Origin of the sequence: Streptomyces griseus, assembly GCF_900460065.1 — a bacterium.
GTDB lineage: Bacteria > Actinomycetota > Actinomycetes > Streptomycetales > Streptomycetaceae > Streptomyces > Streptomyces griseus.
This window is the reverse complement of record NZ_UAVD01000003.1, coordinates 19,538-35,528: the sequence shown is the minus strand read 5'-3', so window position 1 is coordinate 35,528 and position 15,991 is coordinate 19,538. Positions and strand designations below refer to the sequence as shown.

Sequence of the window (15,991 nt, the reverse complement as noted above, 5' to 3'; positions counted from 1 at the left end):
TTGTCGGGAGGAGGCCTGCGCGGCTACGGTGAAGGCACGCGAGGTTCTCCCGTGGAGGAAGTGTTATGACGGAAATTCTTGTGCACGACGCCACCGACGGCGCGATAGCTACGGCCCAGCGGGTCGTCGAGCACCCGGCCTGGCCCGTGCTCAGGGATGCCGTCGAGGAGATCCGCCCCTGGCAGTCCAAGGACGGATCCATCGACTTCGAGGCCGACGGCGCCCCGTCCCCGGCCACCGTCGAGCGCGTCCTCGACCGGGTCATCGGAGCGGTCGAGGAGCTCTCCCCGCTCCTCCCGCACGACGCCGCCTACCACCGCGCCCTCGTCGCCGACCTGCGCCGCTGGGCCGCCGACGGCTTCCGCGTGCCCGACTTCCTGGACTCGCTGCTCGCCTTCCAGCCCGCGCGGGACCGGACCGACGGCCTCCAGCACCTCGTCGTCTTCGCGATGTACACGCAGAACGGCAACCCCGACCGCAACCTCGAAGCGGTCGTGCTGAAGATGGTCTGGCCCGACTGGCTCGCCGACCTGGAGGCGAACCGCTACGACAACCCCCTCTTCTGCGGCATCACCTTCGAGGACTTCACCGCCGGCTACGACACCCACTCCGCGGTGCTCTTCCCGGAGACCATCGCCGTGCGCGAGGCCCCCGAGCGCTTCAGCTGGGGCGGCATCTTCTGCGACCGCGAGGCCGCCCGCTTCCGCCGCGTCACCGAGGCCTCCGTCGACCTGCTCGGCCTGGAGCTGCCCGACGACATCCGCGAGATGATCGGCGACCAGCAGCGCTGCGAGCAGGCGTTCGTCCTGTGGGACATGGTCCACGACCGCACCCACAGCCACGGCGACCTGCCGTTCGACCCGTTCATGATCAAGCAGCGCCAGCCGTTCTGGATGTACGGCCTGGAGGAGCTGCGCTGCGACCTCACCGCCTTCAAGGAGGCCGTGAAGCTGGAGTCCGAGGGCAACGCCCACGGCCGTGACGTGCAGTACGCGGTGCTCTTCGACCGGCTGTTCCGCTTCCCGGTCTCCGGCGAGCGCGTCCGCAACTACGACGGCCTCGGCGGCCAGCTGCTGTTCGCGTACCTCCACAAGCACGACGTCGTCCGCTGGACCGACAACACCCTGAAGATCGACTGGGACCGCGCCCCGGAGGTCACCAACCAGCTCTGCGGCGAGATCGAGCAGCTCTACCGCGACGGCATCGACCGCCCGAAGCTGGTCCACTGGTTCGCCGCCTACGACCTGGTCTCCACCTACCTCGCCCCGCACCCGGGATCCCGCTGGGCCAAGGGCCCCGACGCCCTGGACCTCACACTTCCTCCTCGCAAGCTCGTCGACGACGTGCTTCCGGACGAGTTTCCCCTGAGCATGTTCTATGAGGCGCTCGCCAAGAAGCTGAAGCACGTGATTGCCTCTGCCAAGGGAATCACCGCGGCGAACGACGAGCGGGCAGCCGCGTGAACCATTCTCCCGAGGAGGCGGTGGCCATGAACGCAAACGGCACGGGCGAGGGGACCGGTGTGCTCGAAGGAGCCGTGGTCGCGGTCGCCGGAGCGGCCGGCCCCGCGGGCCGCGCGACGCTGCTGCGGCTCGCCGAGGCGGGCGCGACGGTCGTCGGGTGCGACGCCCACCCCGAACGGCTCGCCGAGGCGGTGGACGCCGCCCGGTACGCCCACGGCGGCGCGACCGTCACCGGCGAGACCGTCGATCTGCTCGACCTCGACGCGACCCGGGACTGGGCCAAGCGCACCGAGGCGGAGTTCGGCCGCATCGACGGCCTGGTCCACCTCGTCGGAGGCTGGCGCGGCAGCCCGTCCTTCCAGGAGACCGCGCTCTCCGACTGGGACGCCCTGGAGAAGCTGCTCATCCGTACCGTCCAGTCGACCTCGCTGGCCTTCCAGGAGGCCCTTGAGCGCAGCGACCGGGGCCGCTATCTCCTGATCAGCGCCGCGGGAGCCAGCAAGCCCACCGCGGGCAACGCCGCCTACTCCTCCGCCAAGGCCGCCGCCGAGGCGTGGACCCTCGCGCTCGGCGACGCCTTCCGCAAGGCGGGGGGCGAGGACGGGCCCGCGGCCGCTGCTGCGATCCTGGTGGTCAAGGCACTGGTGAACGACGCCATGCGCGCCGAGCGCCCGAATGCGAAGTTCGCGGGCTTCACCGACGTCACGGAGCTGGCCGAGGCCATCGCCGGCGTCTGGGACAAGCCCGCCCCCGAAGTGAACGGAAAGCGCCTGTGGCTGACCCCGCAAACGTGAGGACCGACGCGCGACGTCACCACGACCCGCAGGTACGCGGCTTCGCCAGTGACAACTACGCCGGCGCGCACCCGGAGGTCCTCGCGGCCCTCGCGCTGGCCAACGGCGGCCACCAGGTCGCCTACGGCGAGGACGACTACACCGGCCACCTCCAGCGCGTGATGCACAGCCACTTCGGCGCCACCGCCGAGGCCTTCCCGGTCTTCAACGGCACGGGCGCCAACGTGGTGGCCCTCCAGGCGCTCACCGACCGCTGGGGCGCCGTGATCTGCGCCGAGTCCGCGCACATCAACGTGGACGAGGGCGGCGCGCCCGAGCGGATGGGCGGGCTGAAGCTCCTCACCGTGCCCACACCGGACGGCAAGCTCACCCCGGAGCTCATCGACCGGCAGGCGTACGGCTGGGACGACGAGCACCGGGCCATGCCGCAGGTCGTCTCGATCACCCAGAACACCGAGCTGGGCACCGTCTACACCCCCGACGAGATCCGCGCCATCTGCGACCACGCCCATGAGCGCGGCATGAAGGTGCACCTCGACGGGGCCCGGATAGCCAACGCCGCCGCCTCGCTGGACGTGCCGATGCGGACGTTCACCAACACGGTCGGCGTCGATGTGCTGTCCTTCGGCGGCACGAAGAACGGCGCGATCTTCGGTGAGGCCGTCGTCGTGCTCAATCCGGACGCGGTCCGGGCGATGAAGCACCTGCGCAAGCTCTCCATGCAGCTCGCCTCCAAGATGCGCTTCGTCTCCGTCCAGCTGGAGGCGCTGCTCGCCAGGGACCTGTGGCTGCGCAACGCCCGGCACGCCAACGCCATGGCCCAGCGGCTCGCCGAGGGCGTGCGGGCGATCGACGGGGTGGAGATCCTCTACCCGGTGCAGGCCAACGCCGTGTTCGCCCGCCTTCCGCACGCGGTCAGCGAGCGACTCCAGAAGCGCTTCCGCTTCTACTTCTGGGACGAGGCGGCCGGGGACGTCCGCTGGATGTGCGCGTTCGACACCGGCGAGGACGACGTCGACGCCTTCCTCCAGGCGCTCAAGGAAGAGATGGCGCGCTAGGCCCTGTCGTCGAACTGCCGCCTGCCCTGCGGGGCCGCCCATCGCGCATAACCATGCGACCGATCGGAAAGATATGGACTTCCGGTCGGTCGCTTCATATGCTCTCCCGCCATGGAGCTGATCCAGCAATCACCTGACCTCGACGCGTATCTGGCCGCTGACGAGGCCATCGACCACGAGCATCCGCGGGTGCGCGAGGTGGCGACCCGCCTCGCGCTCGACGCCGACACAGACACCGACGCCGTATACGCATACGCGCGGGCCGCCTTCGAGTTCGTCCGCGACGCCGTTGCGCACTCCGCCGACTCGGGCGACCCGCGCGTCACATGGCGCGCCTCCGACGTGCTCGCCGCCCGCACCGGCATCTGCTACGCCAAGTCGATCGCGCTCGCGGCGCTGCTGCGGGCCCGCGGCGTTCCGGCCGGCCTCTGCTACCAACGCCTGGTCGGCGGGGACGGCGCGACCCCGGTGATCCACGGCCTGGTCGCGTTGCGGCTCCCGGGCGCCGGTCGCTGGGCGAGGGTGGATCCGCGGGGCAACAAACCGGGCGTCGACGCGCGGTTCTCGCTGGAGGAGGAGCGGCTGGCCTGGGTGGTACGCGAGGAGTTCGGCGAAGCGGACGGTCCGGTCGTCCACGCCGCACCGCCCGAGGCGATCCTCCGGACGCTGAGGAGCGCCCGGGACCGCTCGGAGCTGATGCGGAACCTCCCTGCGAGCCTCTGAACGCGGCGTCCCGCGCCCGGACCGGCGCCCTCCTCCCCACCGGACGGGAACGACGCCCGCGGCGACCGGGGTGCCCCGCGCCGAGGTCGCCGCGGGGCAGGCGTCAGCCGAGCTCGCGCACCTCGGCGGGCGTCGGGGCCGTACCGCCGAGATGGGCCGGCACCCACCAGGTGTCGCTCGCGTCCTTCGGGCGCACCGGGTAGGCCCGCTGCGCCGCTTCCAGCAGCTCCTGGACCCGCTCCCGCAGCCGCCGGGTGATGGCGCCGGCGTACTGGTCGGAGGGCGCCTCCATGGGCTCGCCGACGCGGATGGTGATGGGGATGTGGCTGCGCTGGAAATTGCGCGGCCGACCCTTCGTCCAGATCCGCTGCGTACCCCAGAGCGCCATCGGGATCAGCGGGACCCCGGCCTCCTGGGCGAGGCGCGCGGCACCCGACTTGAAGCTCTTGAGGGTGAACGACTGCGAGATCGTGGCCTCGGGGAACACGCCGACGATCTCACCGGAACGCAGCGACCGAAGCGCGTGGGCGTACGCGTCCTCGCCCTGGTCGCGGTCGACCGGGATGTGCTTCATTCCCCGCATCAGCGGACCGGAGATCTTGTGCCGGAAGACCGATTCCTTCGCCATGAACCGCACCAGCCGCTTCTGCGGCAGGGCGCCCAGCCCGGTGAAGATGAAGTCGAGATAACTGATGTGGTTGCTGACCAGCACCGCACCACCGGTCTTCGGGATGTGCTCCGAACCCTGAGTGTCGATCTTCAGGTCGAGCGCCTTGAACAGGGTGCGAGCGGCGCCGATGACCGGTCGATAGACGAGTTCTGCCATCTGGAGAAGACCCTTCTTCAGCGCCTGGGGAGGTTCTCCCGGCGGAAGTTACGCAGCCGTAGGTTTTCGGCATTGTGGCGATGGTGCCCCATGCGGGAGCCGCTGGCCAGTCCCGGCGGACGCGGGGCGCGAGATTCTCGTCACGTGCGCGCCCCCCGGGAGCTGCGGGAATGTCCGGGCGACGGCCGGTGCTGACCCCTTACGAGGAGCTCTGATCAGGAGGCATCACGTGGACCGCCGGACACCCGGACAGCGACTCGACGCATCCCAACTCGGCGCGGAACTCGGGAAACGCGCGACGCTCGTACAGTTCTCCAGCGCCTTCTGCCAGCCCTGCCGCGCGACCCGCCGCACCCTGGGCGAGGTGGCCGGGATGGTCGACGGGGTCGCCCATGTCGAGGTCGACGCCGAGTCCCATCTCGCGCTGGTGCGCGAGCTGGACATCACGAAGACGCCGACGGTCCTGGTGCTCGACGCCGAGGGCGAGGTGGTCCGCCGGGCGTCCGGCCAACCCCGCACCGTCGACGTCGTCGCGGCGCTGGCGCACGCCCTATGACGGACCGTGACGCATCTCCCACATCCCGGAACGGCCTTGACTGTGCACGCTTCACATCGTCAGTCTGACGTTATGCCGCCAGAACTCCTTCTTTACGGCCGGGTCCATGTGGACCTCGCACGCAATGCGAGTGCGCGCTGTCCGGGTGCCTGAGCACCCACGGACCTGTACGCCACTTCCGCAGAAGGACACGTCCCATGACGGCAACACCCGATCTCGCCCCTGCCCCGACGGCCGCCACTCCCGAACTGTTCCGCTCGGTCTTCCGCCGCCACGCCGCGGGCGTGGCCGTGATCACCGCCGCGGGGGAGCGGCCGGTCGGCTTCACCGCCACCTCGCTGACCTCCGTCGCCGCCGAACCCCCGCTGATCTCCTTCGGCATCGGTGTGTCCTCGTCCACCTGGCCCGTGCTGTCCGAGGCCGCGTACGTCGGCGTTCACATACTCGGGGAGCACCAGCACGAACTGGCCGCCACCTTCGCCCGCAGCGGAGCCGACCGCTTCGGCCCGTCGACCGAGTGGAGCAGCGGCCCCGCAGGTGTTCCGCTGCTCGCCGGCGTCTCCGCCTGGCTCGTCTGCCGTGTCGTGACCCGTGTCCCGGCCGGGGACCACCGCATCGTCATCGCCGAGGCGGTGGCGGGCGAGCACTCCGGAACCGGACGCCCCCTGGTCTACCACCAGGGACGCTTCACGGCTCTGCGAGACTGAGGGCGAGCACGCACGCAGGGGCCCGCCGCGTTGGCAAGGTCACAGTGCGCGGCGCTTGCCCAGGGGTAAGAGACTGGGTGTACTGGCGAGTAATATCGGGCGCGGAGCCTCGGTCGTCCTGACCGGATCCGGCCCGACAAGGCGCCTATGCTGCGTGCAACAAGGCAGCCCGGAAAAGACGATGCAGTAGGAGAGCCGGCGTGAGCTTGAGGATCGTTGTCTGTGTGAAGTACGTGCCCGACGCGACCGGTGACCGGCGTTTCGCCGATGACCTGACGCTGGACCGTGAGGATGTCGACGGTCTGCTGTCGGAGCTGGACGAGTACGCGGTCGAGCAGGCGTTGCAGATCGCGGACGGGGCGGACGATGCGGAGATCACCGTGGTGACGGTGGGTCCGGAGGATGCCAAGGACGCGTTGCGCAAGGCGTTGTCGATGGGTGCGGACAAGGCGGTTCACGTCGAGGACGACGATCTGCACGGCACGGATGTGATGGGCACGTCGCTGGTGCTGGCGAAGGCGGTCGAGAAGACCGGCTATGACCTGGTGATCTGCGGGATGGCCTCCACCGACGGTGTGATGGGGGTGCTGCCGGCGCTGCTGGCGGAGCGGTTGGGTGTGCCGCAGGTGACGCTGCTGTCCGAGGTCGCTGTGAACGGTGGTGTGGTGACCGGGCGGCGTGACGGTGACACGGCGACCGAGCAGCTTCAGGCGTCGCTGCCGGCGGTGGTGTCGGTGACCGACCAGTCGGGTGAGGCGCGCTACCCCTCCTTCAAGGGGATCATGGCGGCGAAGAAGAAGCCGGTGGAGTCCCTGGACCTGGAGGATCTGGAGCTGGACGCGGACGAGGTCGGCCTGGCGGGTGCGTGGACGGCGGTCGACTCGGCGACCGAGCGTCCGGCGCGCACCGCGGGCACGATCGTGAAGGACGAGGGTGAGGGCGGCAAGCAGCTCGCCGAGTTCCTCGCGGGCCAGAAGTTCATCTGATCCCGCGCCCGCGGTCCCCTTCTCTCCTGCCTCTTCCCCCGTTTTTCTTCTCTCGTCTGTCTGGAGTGCGTTGTCATGGCTGAAGTTCTGGTTCTGGTCGATCATGTGGACGGTGCGGTCCGTAAGCCCACGCTGGAGTTGCTGACGCTGGCGCGTCGCATCGGTGACCCGGTCGCCGTGGCGCTGGGCGCGGGTGCCGAGAGCACCGCGGGTGTGCTGGGTGAGCACGGTGCGGTGAAGGTCCTGGCCTCCGATGCCCCGGAGTTCGCGGACTATCTGGTGGTGCCGAAGGTGGACGCGCTGCAGGCCGCGTTCGAGGCGGTGTCCCCGGCGGCGGTGCTGGTGGTGTCCTCGGCCGAGGGCAAGGAGATCGCCGCCCGCCTCGCGCTGCGTATCGGCTCCGGCATCATCACCGACGCCACCGATCTGGAGGCCGGTGACGAGGGTCCGGTGGCGACGCAGGCGGTGTTCGCCGCCTCCTACACCACCAGGTCCCGGGTTTCCCGGGGTGTTGCGGTGATCACGGTCAAGCCGAACTCGGCGCCGGTCGAGCCGGCGGCCGCCGCGGGTGCGGTCGAGGCGCTGGCGGTGTCGTTCGGTGAGGGGGCGACGGGCACGAAGGTGGTCTCGCGGACGCCGCGTGAGTCGACCGGCCGTCCGGAGCTGACCGAGGCGGCGATCGTGGTCTCGGGCGGGCGCGGGGTCAACGGTGCGGAGAACTTCCCGCTGATCGAGGCGCTGGCGGACTCGCTGGGTGCCGCGGTGGGCGCGTCGCGTGCGGCGGTGGACGCGGGCTGGTACCCGCACACCTCGCAGGTCGGGCAGACCGGCAAGTCCGTCTCGCCGCAGCTGTACATCGCCTCGGGCATCTCCGGCGCGATCCAGCACCGGGCGGGCATGCAGACCTCGAAGACGATCGTCGCGATCAACAAGGACGCCGAGGCCCCGATCTTCGAACTCGTCGACTACGGCGTCGTCGGCGACCTCTTCGCGGTCGTCCCCCAGCTCACCGAGGAGATCAACACCCGCAAGGGCTGATCACTCGCCCCACCCCGCCCCGGGCCGCACGGTGAACCCCACCGCGCGGCCCGCCGCCGTTCCGGGCGACCATTGACGCAGGTCGAGCGGCCTTATAACTTCACTATACGGATTGTTGATTCCGGGAAGCGGAAACAGCGAGAGCGTGGAGGGTATGGTCATGGGTCAGCAGGAGAAGGTGGCAACGAGCCTCGCCGGCGCGGTGAGCGAGGAGATCAGCGCCTCCCTCACGGCGGTCGACGCGGAGCTCGCCCGTCGCTACCCGGGCGATCCCGGCACCCGCCAGCCCGTGCACACCGTCTATGTGCCGGGCGACGTCTTCGAGCCCGGCACCCTGCGCTCCTGGGGGGACCGAGCGCTGGCCGCCCTCGACGAACACGCCCCGGACGCCGCTTCGTTCGCCGCCGTCCTCGGCATTTCCGAGGAGTTGGCGGGCCCGGTCCACGACCGCGTACGCGCCAAGCTGGAGCGTGAGCCCGTCGAGGACCTGCGCATCGACTTCGAGGACGGCTACGGCCCCCGCCCGGACGTCGAGGAGGACGAGGCCGCCGCCCGGGCCGCGCGCCTGGTCTCCGAGGCGTACGCCGACGGCACCGCCGCCCCGTACATGGGCATCCGGATGAAGTGCATGGAGGCCGGTGTCCGCGACCGGGGCATCCGGACCACGGACGTCTTCCTCACCGGTCTGATGGAGGCGGGCGGGCTCCCCGAAGGGCTCGTGCTGACCCTCCCCAAGGTCACCTACCCCGAGCAGGTCACCGCCTTCGTCCAGCTCCTCGAAGCCTTCGAGAAGGCGCACGGCCTCGACGCCGGACGGATCGGCTTCGAGATCCAGATCGAGACCAGCCAGTCGATCCTCGCCGCCGACGGGACCGCCGCCGTCGCCCGCATGATCGACGCCGCGCGCGGCCGGGCGACCGGACTGCACTACGGCACCTTCGACTACAGCGCCTGCGTCGGGGTCAGCGCCGCCTACCAGGCCAGCGACCACCCGGCGGCCGACCACGCCAAGGCCGTCATGCAGGTCGCCGCCGCGGGCACCGGCGTCCGTGTCTCCGACGGCTCCACCAACGTGCTGCCCGTCGGCCCGACCGACCAGGTCCACGAGGCCTGGCGGCTCCACTACGGCCTCACCCGCCGCGCTCTGGCCCGTGCGTACTACCAGGGCTGGGACATGCACCCCGGCCACCTGCCGACGCGTTACGCGGCCGTCTACGCCTTCTACCGGGAGGGCCTGGAGCCGGCCGCCGCCCGGCTCGCCGCCTACGTGGCCAAGGCGGGCGGTGACGTCATGGACGAGCCCGCCACCGCCAAGGCCCTCAGCGGCTACCTGCTGCGCGGCATCGACTGCGGCGCGCTGGACACCGCCGAGGTCGCCGGGCTGACCGGCCTCACCCGCGCGGACCTGGACGCCTTCGCCTCGCCGCGCCGGGGGGACCTGACGGTCACCGCTCCGTAGGACGGCTTCCGTAGGCGTCGCGCTCCGGCGGAACGGCCAGTCCCGCCGGGGTGCGCAGGCCCGCGACCGGCAGCGGGCGCAGGCCGCCGCGCACCGGCACCTCCACCACCCGGTCGTTGTCGAAGTCCGCGACGTACAGCGCGCCGGAGCGGTCGAAGGCCAGGCCGTACGGGGAGTCGAGCCCGGTCGCCGGGACGGTCCGCCGCGGCCCGCCGCCCGCAGGCACCTCCACCACCCGGTCGTTGCCGCTGTCGGAGACGAAGAGGTTCCCCCGCCGGTCGAAGGCGAGTCCGGTCGGCTGCGAGAGCCCGGTGGTGGGCACGGTCGTCTGCGGACCGCCGTCGGCGGGGACCTTGACCACCCGGTCGTTGACGAAGTCCGCCACGAAGAGGTTCCCCGCGCCGTCCAGGGCCAGTCCGTTGGGGTGGAGCAGCCCGGTGGTGGGGACGGTGACCTGGCCGCCGCCATCGGCGGGCACCATCACCACGCGGTCGTTGACGCTGTCGGCGATGTAGAGGTCGCCGTTCGCTGTGAGGGCCAGCCCGATGGGGCGGGACAGGCCGGTGGTGTCCACGGTGACCTGCGGACCTCCGTCCCCCGGCACCCGTACGACCCGGTTGTTGCCCGTGTCGGCGATGTAGAGGTCCCCCGAGGCGTCGAGCGCCAGCCCGGTCGGGCGGGTCAGGCCGCTCGCCGCGACCGTGACCGGGTCGCCTCCGCCGGGCGGCAGGCGCAGCACGGTGTTGTCGGCGTAGTCGGAGACGTACAGGGGCGCGGCTCGGTGTGCCGGCGGGCGCCCGTCCGCCGTCCCGGGGGAGGCGGAGGCGAAGGGGGCCGCGCACAGCAGCAGTGCCGCCGCCGTCGCCGCGGTTCGCCGGCGCGGGCGTCCGCGCACCCGCTTCCGGGCACCGGGGACCGGCCCGCCGGAGCGTCCTGGCACGGGCGGGGCTGTTGCGGAAGGGGTCATGGGTACCCACCTGTTCTGGACGCCCCGCCCGTAGCCGTACCGGCCCGGAAGGGAGGGGGTGCTGATTCCCCGTCGTCCGCGCGGCGCCGGGGCGGGGCGGAACGGGGGGAAGCAGCCGCGAGGGTGACGGTCGGACACCCCGGCCCGGCGCGGGGCCTGCCGGAGCGTGCCGTACGGTTCCGGGGCGTCAGCGGCCGACGTCAGGAACCGCCCCCGCCGATCCGGCGGCACCACGCCCCGGCGGGCCGGCCGGCCACCCGGGCGGCCCCGGGAGCGCCCGTCGCGCTCCGCCCCGCCGGGGAGAAGGGCCGGCCGGCACGGGCGTGCGGGGGCCCGGAGCGTGGCTCCGGGGGGAGAGAGACGGGCGCGTCGGTCGGTCCTCAGGCCCCCCGGCGCGCGGCCCCGCCGCCGCGGGCGCGGTAGGCCCGCATCTTGTGCCGGGCGCCGCACACGTCCATGTCGCACCACAGGCCGTTGGACGACGGAGCCCGGTCGTAGAAGACCCAGCGGCACTCCGGTGCCGCGCAGGCCTTGAGCCGGGCCGCGTGACGACCGGTCAGCCCGTCCCGCAGCAGGGCTTCGAGCACCGTGCGCACGATCTCGGCCGCCGGCCCCGCACCGGCCGGCCCGAGGGCGAGTGTGCCGTCCGCGCGTACGGCCGGGGCGCCCGCCACGGAGCGGATCAGCCGGTTGAGGGCGTCCAGAGCCCCGGGCGAGGTCCGCTCCACCAGAAAGGCCCGCACGGTCTCCCGGGCCTCCGTGAGCGCCGCCAGTTCGGCCGGGGCGACCGCTTCCGGATACCCGTGCGCCCGCAACCAGTTGCCGGCCGTCCCCGGCCGGGCGAACTCGTCCTCTGAGTGGAGCAGGGTCGCCGTGTTGCAGAACGCCTCCACCGGTTCGAGCTCCGGGGGCGCCGGGGTCCGTCGCATGGCCCCACCGTATCAGCGTTACCGGCGAAAGGGCTTCTCTGGTAACGTCGACCATTCGGCAGGGCTCTGCACCCGACATCAGGAGGCGTGTCATGAACGGCGAACTGACCCGGACATTCGAGACCCCGGACGGAACGGTCCGCTGGGACGTGCTGGGAGAGGGCGCCCCGGTCGTCCTGCTCCACGGCACCCCGTTCTCGTCGCGCATCTGGCGCGACATCGCACCGGCGCTCGCCCAGGACCACCGGGTCCACGTCTTCGACCTGCTCGGCTTCGGGCAGTCCGAGCAGCGCGCGGGGCAGGACCTCGGGCTGGCCGCGCACACGCGGGTGTTCACCGGGCTGCTGGAGCACTGGGGTCTGGAGAGCCCGAGGGTGATCGCCCACGACATCGGCGGGGCCGTGGCGCTGCGGGCGCTGCTGCTGGAGGGGGCCCGGTACGCCGACCTCACCCTGGTCGACGCGGTGGCTTGCGGCGACTGGGGGACCGGGCTGTTCAGGCTCGTACGGGAGAACGCGCACGTCTTCGAGCGGCTGCCCGTCTACGCCCACGAGGCGCTGGCCGAGAGCCACCTGCGCTTCGCGAGCCACGCCGGCTACCGGCCGGACGTCCTGGCCGCCCACCTCGACCCGTGGCGCGGAGAAGAGGGCAGGGCCGCGTACTACCGCCAGTACGGACAGCTGGAACAGGCCGCCACCGACGAGTTCCAGCACCTGTTGGGGTCCGTGCCGGTGCCGACCCGGATCGTCTGGGGGCGCGAGGACGGCTTCCTGCCCCCGCCCTTCGCCGAGCAGTTGCACGCGCTGATCCCGCACTCCGAGCTGCACTGGCTGGAGGGGGCGGGCCACGCGACGCCCGAGGACGCGCCCGCGCGGCTGCTGGCGCTGCTGACCCGGGAGTTCCGGCCAGTGGCAGCCGGGCCCTGACGGCGGGCGTGCCGGGAGCTTCGGCGTCCCCCGGGGCCGAGCGTCCCCCGGGGTGGCGAGCCCGCCGCTCCGTCCCGGCCCCGTACGACTCCGGCGCCGCCCGCACGGAGGTTTCGCACGGGAGCCCCGTCCCCGACCCTGCTCAGGCGGGCGGGAGTTCGCCCGAGCCGCGGGGGATCAGCGTCGTCGGCAGTTCCACCCGAGCCGTCGGATGGTCCGCCCCGTCGAGCCGGCGGAAGAGGTGCTCGGCGGCGGTCCTGCCGACCGCCGCCGCGTCCTGCGAGATCACGGTGATGCCGAGCAGATCGGCCAGCTCGATGTCGTCGAACCCCACGAGCGCCACCGGCCGCTCCCGCTCCGCTATCACCCGCACCGCCGTCACCGTCACCCGGTTGTTGCCCGCGAACAGGGCGGTGACCGGCTCGGGGCCGCTCAGCATCTCCTCGGCCGCGGCCCGCACCCGCTCCGGCTCGGTGGAGCCGAGGGAGACCCAGCCGTCCTCGACGGTGATGCCCGCGTCCCGCATGGCGGTGTGATAGCCCCGCAGCCGCTCGGTGGCCGTGTGGATGCGCGGCTGGTCACCGATGAACCCGATCCTGCGGTGGCCGTGCGCGATGAGGTGGGCCACGCCCTCCCGGGCCCCGCCGAAGCTGTCCGACAGCACCATGTCGACGTCCACATGGCCCGCCGGGCGGTCCACGAAGACCGTGGCGATGCCCGCCTTGATCTCCGGTTCCAGATAGCGGTGGTCGTCGCCGGCCGGGATCACGATCAGGCCGTCCACCCGGCGGGCGCACAGCGCCAGCACCAACTCCTGCTCCCGCTCCGGGTCCTCGGCGCTGGAACCGTTGATCAGCAGCGCGCCGTGCGCACGGGCCACCTCCTCCACCGCGCGGCTCAGCGGACCGTAGAACGGGTCCGCCAGATCCTCCAGGACCAGTCCGATGGATGCCGTACGGCCCTTGCGCAGCACCCGGGCGCTGTCGTTGCGGCGGAAGCCGAGCGCGTCGATCGCCTCCTGCACCCGGCGCTCGGTGTCCGGGGTGACGCCGGGCTCGCTGTTCACCACCCGGGAGACCGTCTTCAGGCCGACTCCGGCGCGGGCCGCCACGTCCTTCATGGTCGGCCGGTTGCCGTAGCGGGTCTCGGAATGACGGGCGGTCCGGTCCACGTGCGCTGTCCTGTCGTCGGATTACGGGCGGGGCTGCGGTGCTCCGGCCGACGCCGAGCGGGGCCGGTGGGGCGCCGCGGGGGTGATCGGAGGCTGTGGCGTCGAGCATAGGCCCTGGACAACGTTGTCAACAGGATGAAGACTGTGCAGACTATGGACGGAACCCGCAGGTCCCGCCCCTTCACCGATCCGGAGAGCCCACACCGATGCATACCGACCTCGTCGCCGCGCTCGACATCGGCGGCACCAAGATCGCCGGCGCGCTGGTGGACGGTGACGGCTCCCTCCTCGTACGGGCGCAGCGGCCGACGCCCGCCCGGGAGGGCGCCGAGGCGGTCATGGGCTCCGTGGACGAGGTGCTGGGCGAGCTGATGGCCTCGCCGCTGTGGGACCGCGCCGGCTCCGTCGGCATCGGCAGCGCCGGTCCGGTGGACGCCGCCGCCGGCACGGTCAGCCCGGTCAACGTCCCCGGCTGGCGGGACTTCCCGCTGGTGGAGCGGGTGCACAAGACGGCGGGCGGGCTGTCGGTCGCACTGGTCGGCGACGGGGTCGCGATGACGGCCGCCGAACACTGGCTCGGTGCGGCCCGGGGCTACGACAACGCGCTGTGCCTCGTCGTGTCGACGGGCGTCGGCGGCGGACTCGTCCTCGGCGGCACCCCGCGGCCCGGCCCCTCGGGCAACGCCGGGCACATCGGCCACATCAGCGTCGACCTGGACGGCGACCCGTGCCCCTGCGGCGCGCGCGGCTGCGTCGAGGGCATCGCCAGCGGCCCCAACATCGCCCGCCGCGCGCTGGAGAACGGCTGGCGGCCCGGTCCGGACGGCGATGCGACGGCCGCCGCGGTGGCCGTCTCGGCCCGCGCCGGAGACCCGGTCGCCATCGCCTCCTACGAACGTGCCGCCCAGGCGCTGGCCGCCGGCATCGCCGCCACGGCCACGCTGGCGGACCTCGACATCGCGGTGGTGGGCGGGGGAGTGGCCGGGGCCGGCGACGTGCTGTTCGTGCCATTGCGCCGCAGCCTGCGCGAGTACGCCACGCTCTCCTACCTCCGGCGGCTGACCGTGGCGCCCGCCGTGATGGGTACCGACGCGGGTCTGGTCGGGGCCGCGGCGGCGGCCATCGCGCTGCGCTGAGGGCTTTGCGGGCAACAGCTTCCAGGGGGCGCCCGGTTCGTCAGGCCGGACGCCCCCTGGGCCGTCTTCCGGGCGTCCCGCCCGGCCCGCGATCGCTCCGGACGGGAGCATCCGTTCAACGCCGTCGCCGCCGCGGGGTTTCCGCGGCAGGGTGTTGCGGGCAAGCCACAGGGGGCTACGGAAGAGGGGGAACCGTGATCGTCTGGATCAACGGTGCGTTCAGTGCGGGCAAGACCAGAGCCGCGGGCGAACTGATCGATCTGATCCCGAACAGCACGCTGTACGACCCGGAGGTCACCGGTGCGGGGCTGCGCGGTCTGCTGCCCCAGAAGCGGCTCGCCGAGGTCACCGACTTCCAGGACCTGCCGATCTGGCGGCGGCTCGTGGTGGACACGGCGGCGGCGTTGCTCGCCGAGATGCCCGGGGTGCTGGTGGTGCCGATGACCCTGCTGCGGCAGGAGTACCGCGACGAGATCTTCGGGGGGCTCGCCTCCCGGCGCATTCCCGTCCGCCATGTGGCCCTCTCACCTGAGGAAACGATCCTGCGTAGCCGGATCGCGGGCCGCGAGGAGTTTCCCGGCGACGAGGAGCAGAGCGAGCGGGTGCGCCGCTGGGCGTACGAGCACATCGGACCGTACCGCGACGCCCTCGGCTGGATCACCGGGGACGCGCACGTGGTCGACAACAGCGCCCTCACGCCCCGGGAGACCGCCGAGCGGATCGCGGACGCCGTGCGCGACGGGAGCGCCGCGCCGTGCCCGATCGTCCAGAGCCCGGAGCCGACCGCCGAGACGGTGGCCGCCGGAGTGCTCCTCTTCGACGAGCGGGACCGGGTGCTGCTCGTCGACCCCACCTACAAACCGGGGTGGGAGTTCCCCGGCGGGGTGGTGGAGGCGGGCGAGGCTCCCGCGCAGGCCGGTATCCGGGAGGTCGCCGAGGAGATAGGCCTCCACCTCGACCGGGCCCCCACCCTGCTGCTCGTCGACTGGGAGTCGCCCTGCCCGCCCGGCTACGGCGGGCTGCGCTTCCTCTTCGACGGCGGCCTGGTGCGCTCCGAGGACGCCGGCCGGCTGCTGCTGCCCGGCTCGGAGCTGCGCGGCTGGCGCTTCGTCACCGAGGAGGAGGCCGCGGGGATGCTGCCGCCCACCCGCTACGAGCGGCTGCGCTGGGCCCTGCGCGCGCGGGAGCGGTCGACGGTGCTGAACCTGGAGGCGGGGGTGCCGGTGGACTGAGCGGCGCCCCCGGACGCCGC

16 protein-coding genes are annotated in these 15,991 nt (G+C 72.4%); 12 read left to right on the top strand and 4 right to left on the bottom strand.

The genetic code is table 11. From position 1 onward, the window contains the following. The first annotated feature begins 65 nt into the window (after positions 1–65). The 4 genes from DTB53_RS01330 to DTB53_RS01315 all read left to right on the top strand — a co-directional run bounded on the left by DTB53_RS01330 (position 66) and on the right by DTB53_RS01315 (position 4,038). Positions 66–1,463: a DUF6421 family protein gene (locus tag DTB53_RS01330; protein WP_012381998.1), complete on the top strand. Its 1,398-nt coding sequence runs from the start codon at positions 66–68 to the stop codon at positions 1,461–1,463. A gap of 26 nt (positions 1,464–1,489) precedes the next feature. Continuing rightward, positions 1,490–2,257: an SDR family NAD(P)-dependent oxidoreductase gene (locus tag DTB53_RS01325; RefSeq protein ID WP_003970833.1), complete on the top strand. Its 768-nt coding sequence runs from the start codon at positions 1,490–1,492 to the stop codon at positions 2,255–2,257. After that, the gene (locus tag DTB53_RS01320; protein WP_012382000.1) at positions 2,254–3,315 is read left to right on the top strand and encodes a threonine aldolase family protein; all 1,062 of its coding nucleotides are present in this window, start codon (positions 2,254–2,256) and stop codon (positions 3,313–3,315) included. Before DTB53_RS01325 ends, DTB53_RS01320 begins: the two co-directional genes overlap by 4 nt. Before the next feature lie 111 nt (positions 3,316–3,426). Beyond that, complete coding sequence (locus DTB53_RS01315; protein ID WP_012382001.1) at positions 3,427–4,038, top strand: transglutaminase-like domain-containing protein; 612 nt, start codon at positions 3,427–3,429, stop codon at positions 4,036–4,038. Between the two features lie 103 nt (positions 4,039–4,141). On the opposite strand, the gene DTB53_RS01310 is transcribed toward DTB53_RS01315, so the two are convergent. Next, positions 4,142–4,864, bottom strand: coding sequence for a lysophospholipid acyltransferase family protein (locus tag DTB53_RS01310; protein ID WP_003970836.1), 723 nt, complete (start codon positions 4,862–4,864; stop codon positions 4,142–4,144). A 229-nt stretch (positions 4,865–5,093) separates the two neighbouring features. Here DTB53_RS01310 and DTB53_RS01305 point away from each other — a divergent pair, with 229 nt between their 5' ends. From DTB53_RS01305 to DTB53_RS01285, 5 genes are all read left to right on the top strand, one after another. Next, positions 5,094–5,420, top strand: a complete 327-nt coding sequence (locus DTB53_RS01305; RefSeq protein ID WP_003970837.1) for a TlpA family protein disulfide reductase — start codon at positions 5,094–5,096, stop codon at positions 5,418–5,420. A 197-nt stretch (positions 5,421–5,617) separates the two neighbouring features. Further along, a complete protein-coding gene (locus tag DTB53_RS01300) occupies positions 5,618–6,127 on the top strand; it encodes a flavin reductase family protein (RefSeq protein WP_003970838.1) in 510 nt (169 codons plus the stop codon). 200 nt (positions 6,128–6,327) lie between these two features. After that, a complete protein-coding gene (locus DTB53_RS01295) occupies positions 6,328–7,113 on the top strand; it encodes an electron transfer flavoprotein subunit beta/FixA family protein (RefSeq protein WP_012382002.1) in 786 nt (261 codons plus the stop codon). Positions 7,114–7,188: 75 nt separating this feature from the next. Next, a complete protein-coding gene (locus DTB53_RS01290; RefSeq protein WP_012382003.1) occupies positions 7,189–8,151 on the top strand; it encodes an electron transfer flavoprotein subunit alpha/FixB family protein in 963 nt (320 codons plus the stop codon). 160 nt (positions 8,152–8,311) lie between these two features. Next, positions 8,312–9,610 carry a DUF6986 family protein gene (locus tag DTB53_RS01285; RefSeq protein ID WP_012382004.1) on the top strand — a complete coding sequence of 433 codons (1,299 nt, stop codon included), beginning with the start codon at positions 8,312–8,314 and terminating at the stop codon, positions 9,608–9,610. Here the strand turns inward: DTB53_RS01285 and DTB53_RS01280 are convergent. Both DTB53_RS01280 and DTB53_RS01275 read right to left on the bottom strand, forming a co-directional pair. Beyond that, positions 9,597–10,577, bottom strand: coding sequence for an NHL repeat-containing protein (locus DTB53_RS01280; protein ID WP_106431733.1), 981 nt, complete (start codon positions 10,575–10,577; stop codon positions 9,597–9,599). The two genes, DTB53_RS01285 and DTB53_RS01280, sit on opposite strands and share 14 nt — an antisense overlap. A gap of 380 nt (positions 10,578–10,957) precedes the next feature. Next, positions 10,958–11,506: a CGNR zinc finger domain-containing protein gene (locus DTB53_RS01275; protein ID WP_012382006.1), complete on the bottom strand. Its 549-nt coding sequence runs from the start codon at positions 11,504–11,506 to the stop codon at positions 10,958–10,960. Positions 11,507–11,598: 92 nt separating this feature from the next. Here DTB53_RS01275 and DTB53_RS01270 point away from each other — a divergent pair, with 92 nt between their 5' ends. After that, entirely contained in the window at positions 11,599–12,432 is an 834-nt protein-coding gene (locus DTB53_RS01270) for an alpha/beta fold hydrolase (RefSeq protein WP_012382007.1), read from the top strand. Between the two features lie 142 nt (positions 12,433–12,574). Here DTB53_RS01270 and DTB53_RS01265 read toward each other — a convergent pair whose 3' ends face one another. Continuing rightward, the gene (locus DTB53_RS01265) at positions 12,575–13,603 is read right to left on the bottom strand and encodes a LacI family DNA-binding transcriptional regulator (RefSeq protein ID WP_012382008.1); all 1,029 of its coding nucleotides are present in this window, start codon (positions 13,601–13,603) and stop codon (positions 12,575–12,577) included. A 206-nt stretch (positions 13,604–13,809) separates the two neighbouring features. On the opposite strand from DTB53_RS01265, the gene DTB53_RS01260 reads away from it, so the two are divergent. Together DTB53_RS01260 and DTB53_RS01255 are read left to right on the top strand one after the other, a co-directional pair. Next, a complete protein-coding gene (locus DTB53_RS01260; protein WP_003970845.1) occupies positions 13,810–14,739 on the top strand; it encodes an ROK family protein in 930 nt (309 codons plus the stop codon). Positions 14,740–14,933: 194 nt separating this feature from the next. Then, positions 14,934–15,971: an NUDIX domain-containing protein gene (locus DTB53_RS01255; RefSeq protein ID WP_012382009.1), complete on the top strand. Its 1,038-nt coding sequence runs from the start codon at positions 14,934–14,936 to the stop codon at positions 15,969–15,971. The last annotated feature ends 20 nt before the right edge of the window (positions 15,972–15,991 follow it).

What these genes read in the sequence shown, in the direction of transcription:
- DTB53_RS01315 (WP_012382001.1), top strand. Translation starts at nt 3,427, where the DNA reads ATGGAGCTGATCCAGCAATCACCTGACCTCGACGCGTATCTGGCCGCT.
- DTB53_RS01260 (WP_003970845.1), top strand. Translation starts at nt 13,810, where the DNA reads ATGCATACCGACCTCGTCGCCGCGCTCGACATCGGCGGCACCAAGATC.
- DTB53_RS01290 (WP_012382003.1), top strand. Translation starts at nt 7,189, where the DNA reads ATGGCTGAAGTTCTGGTTCTGGTCGATCATGTGGACGGTGCGGTCCGT.
- DTB53_RS01275 (WP_012382006.1), bottom strand. Translation starts at nt 11,506, where the DNA reads ATGCGACGGACCCCGGCGCCCCCGGAGCTCGAACCGGTGGAGGCGTTC.
- DTB53_RS01285 (WP_012382004.1), top strand. Translation starts at nt 8,312, where the DNA reads ATGGGTCAGCAGGAGAAGGTGGCAACGAGCCTCGCCGGCGCGGTGAGC.
- DTB53_RS01330 (WP_012381998.1), top strand. Translation starts at nt 66, where the DNA reads ATGACGGAAATTCTTGTGCACGACGCCACCGACGGCGCGATAGCTACG.
- DTB53_RS01310 (WP_003970836.1), bottom strand. Translation starts at nt 4,864, where the DNA reads ATGGCAGAACTCGTCTATCGACCGGTCATCGGCGCCGCTCGCACCCTG.
- DTB53_RS01300 (WP_003970838.1), top strand. Translation starts at nt 5,618, where the DNA reads ATGACGGCAACACCCGATCTCGCCCCTGCCCCGACGGCCGCCACTCCC.
- DTB53_RS01280 (WP_106431733.1), bottom strand. Translation starts at nt 10,577, where the DNA reads ATGACCCCTTCCGCAACAGCCCCGCCCGTGCCAGGACGCTCCGGCGGG.
- DTB53_RS01325 (WP_003970833.1), top strand. Translation starts at nt 1,490, where the DNA reads ATGAACGCAAACGGCACGGGCGAGGGGACCGGTGTGCTCGAAGGAGCC.
- DTB53_RS01270 (WP_012382007.1), top strand. Translation starts at nt 11,599, where the DNA reads ATGAACGGCGAACTGACCCGGACATTCGAGACCCCGGACGGAACGGTC.